Below are 3,568 nucleotides of genomic sequence, written 5' to 3' on the forward strand. Positions count from 1 at the left end.
CTGGACCATAAGGTTTGTAATTCAGCTTCAAAGACAGTTTGTGGGGCAATATATTGCCCCTGTAAAGAAACTATTTCAGGCTCGGGCAGAGCTTTTTTATCTATTTTTCCATTAGGTGTCAGCGGCCATGTTTCGACGATTGCATATGCGGCAGGTACCATATAGTCGGGTAGCTGCGCAGATAAGTGAGCTCTAATCTTACCGATAAAGTGTTGTTGATCTTGTGTATCTGAGTTCGTTTGCGCATAAGCGACCAATTGCTTAGCGCCTATGTCTGTAGCTAAAGCTAAAACCATGCAGGATTTGATGCAATCTAAGGTTGATAAAGTGTTTTCTATTTCACCTAGCTCGATACGAAAACCACGAATCTTGACCTGATCATCGATACGACCAATAAATTCTACATTGTTGTCTGCTCTGTGGCGTACCAGATCACCGGTTTTATAAAGACGCTGATGGCTTTGGCAGATGAATAGCTCGCGATAAGGGTTATCAATAAAACGTTCTGCCGTTTGTTCAGGTCTATTGAGGTAGCCACGTGCCACGCCAGCACCGCCTATATACAATTCTCCTACGGTTCCCTGAGGCACAGGGTTGAGCTCATCATCAAGAATAAGCAAACTGGTGTTTACGTTGGCATTACCAATAGGCAAGACCTCTGCCGCTATTTGATGACGAATGTGGTAGCTAGTTGCGGTTACTGTTGCTTCAGTTGGCCCATAACTGTTGATCATTTCAACGTCTTTTACGGCGTCAAAGTAGCGGTTAACTGCATCAATAGGCAGTGCTTCTCCGCCTAAAATCACCATACGCAATGAAGCAAATGATACTTGTCTGTTATCAGCATTAAGTTGCAACCAAAAGGAAGTGGGCAGGCTAATCACTGAAATTTCGTGTTGCTGACAGAATTCAGAGAATGCTTTTTCGCCTGACATGCAGTCTTCATTACGAAGTACTAGGCTGGCACCACTACATAAGGTGGCAAACATCTCTTCAACAAAAATGTCAAAGTTCATGGTTGATAATTGTAAAACCTTGTCTGCGGCGCTGAGCTTGTAGCGAGAATCAGTGTTGAGGATGAAATGCTGCAGGTTTTTATGTTCTACCATCACGCCTTTGGGGCGACCGGTTGAGCCTGATGTGAAAATAACATAAGCCAAATGGCTGCCTTTAAGGCCAAAACTTGAAGGGTTGATATTCGTTTGTGGACAGGTAGAGTAATCTACTTGATCAATAAATAGTGTGTTGTAGCCTTTAAAGGTGACTGCTTTACTTAATGCATTTTGGCTAATAATGAGCGGTAAATTAGCATCTTCTACCATGTCCATTAAGCGGGCATGAGGATAAGCCGGATCGAGTGGAACATAGGCAGCACCTGCTTTTAAAATTGCTAAGATCGCGACGAGCATATCGCACGAGCGCTCTAAGCAAACACCCACTAAGGTGTCGGGTTTGATCTGGTATTGGCTGCGCAGATAATGTGCTAGTTGGTTTGCTTGTCTATTCAGTTGACCATAAGTCAGTTGTGCTTCATGAGATGTAACGGCAATATTGTCAGGGCTGGTGGCAGCCTGTTTTTCAAACAAGGTTTGAATACAGCTGTGCTGATTAAATACTGCAATATCACCGTTTAGTTTATTAACGAGAGTTTTAGTTTGCTTGGCATCATACATGGAGATTTGTGCAAGTGCGATGTCAGCATTATTTAGATCGGCTTGTTGGGAGAGTGCCGTTAAAAATTGACATAAATGGCTATTGATTTGACGAATAGTGTCTTCGAAAAATAATGCTGTGTCATATACCCACTTGACCGTTCCGCCTTGATCATTTAATTGAATATTAACATCAAGATCAAACTGGGATTTTACTGCAACTGTGTCTGGCGCCATGATTGAAAGTTTGCTACCCGCAAGTTCCATTGACAGGGCTTTTCCGCCCGCAGAAAAATTATTGTCAATGGTGAGCATTATTTGAAATAGCGGATTGTAAGCACTGCTTCTAGGTGGATTGAGTAATTCAACGAGTTGATTAATAGCTATCCCCTGATTGGATTGCGCGTTGATATTTAGCTCACGAATATGTGCTAAATACGCCGCCAATGTCTTATGCTTGGTGTTAGCTCTGAGCAATAAGGTGTTGACGAAAAAGCCTATCAGGGGTTCAAGTTCGGCTTCAAGCCGGTTTGCAACCGGCGTACCAATAACGATATCTTTGCTACCACTATGCCGCGATAACACCATGGCAACAGCAGCATGTAACAACATAAAGGGCGTGAGCTTATATTGATTGGCAAGCTTGCCGAGGCCTTTTGCCGTTTTTGCACAAATAGGCTGTGTGACAACAGCCCCTTGGTGTGATTTTATATCAGGACGAATAAAATCTAATGGAAAGCTATGGACAACAGGTAAGTCCTGTAAGGTATCTTGCCAATACTTCACTTGTAATTGCATTGCCGGCGAATGAGTTTTCTCCAATTGCCAACTTGCGTAGTCAGCATATTGAATTGACATCGGTGGTATAGGATTGCTCGCCCCGGAAATATTTGCGTGATATAAAGTGAAAAACTCGCGATGAAGTATGTCCATCGACCAACCGTCAAATGCGATATGGTGGGTGTTAAACAATAATACGCCATGCGGCTGCTCAGCGTTACCTAACTCAATGTAGCTGGCGCGTAACATTATATCGTTTTCTAAATTGAACGGCTTGTTAATATCATTTTCAAGCAACCGGTTTAAAGCATTTTTTTGTGCTATATTTGGCAGCAATCTTAAATCATGATGATCAATAGCAAAGTCAAATTCTTCTTGTATTACTTGCACTGGTGATTCGCCGTTTTTCCGGTAACAGCTACGTAAAATCTCGTGCCTCTGAATGATATCCGTCAGCGCTTTTTGAGCATGTTCAAAGTGAAATACCCCGTCAATTTTACAGGCACCAGGCATATTACATTCAGGAGACTGGCCTTGAATTTCATTGACTAACCATAACTGCATTTGTGCTGGTGACAGAGGTAAATCGCTTGCGCGACTTACCTTTGCAATGCCACTACCACTCTTGCTATGTGGCAAGAATGATTGAATGTGAGCTATTAATGCCTGTTTATGAGCTTTTATAAGTGCCAATAATTCTGCTGTTAACGCCTTGGTGTTACCTCCAAGGGCTAGTCCCTCGGTATCAAGGCTGAGCTTGATACCGAGTTCTGCACATTTATTGATAATATGCGGTGTATTCATATTACAATCCTTTCTGAATCTTCTCGTTCATTACTCAATTGATCTGCACAGGCAAGCACTTGACGTTGTGTTTCGTACCAGTCGCATTGCTCTGCTAAGCAACGAATAGTTGGTCCTTCCATAAGTACTTTTAGTGGTAACTCTACACCCAGGCGCTCACGACAAGCACTGGCAAGACGGATACCTAACAGTGAATGGCCGCCTATCTCAAAGAAGTTGGCATCGACGCTAATATTGTCTTGTCCTAATAACTCACTCCAGATGGCTTGTACGGCTAACTCCATTTTCGTTTCTGGTGGCAGATATCTAGTGGTGTCGGTGCTTACATCGAT

General features: G+C 42.9%; 2 protein-coding genes. Both read right to left on the reverse strand.

Translation table 11 applies throughout. The annotated features are described in order from the left end of the window. Positions 1–3,236 (reverse strand): amino acid adenylation domain-containing protein (locus H4J39_RS00955; protein ID WP_182225583.1); only part of this gene is annotated, 3,236 nt, incomplete at its 3' end. Continuing rightward, the coding region (locus tag H4J39_RS00960) for a phosphopantetheine-binding protein (protein ID WP_220462088.1) at positions 3,233–3,568 on the reverse strand (336 nt) is incomplete at its 5' end. The genes H4J39_RS00960 and H4J39_RS00955, both read right to left, overlap by 4 nt.

It is taken from the genome of Colwellia sp. Bg11-12, assembly GCF_014076955.1.
In the GTDB taxonomy this organism is placed as follows: domain Bacteria; phylum Pseudomonadota; class Gammaproteobacteria; order Enterobacterales; family Alteromonadaceae; genus Colwellia_A.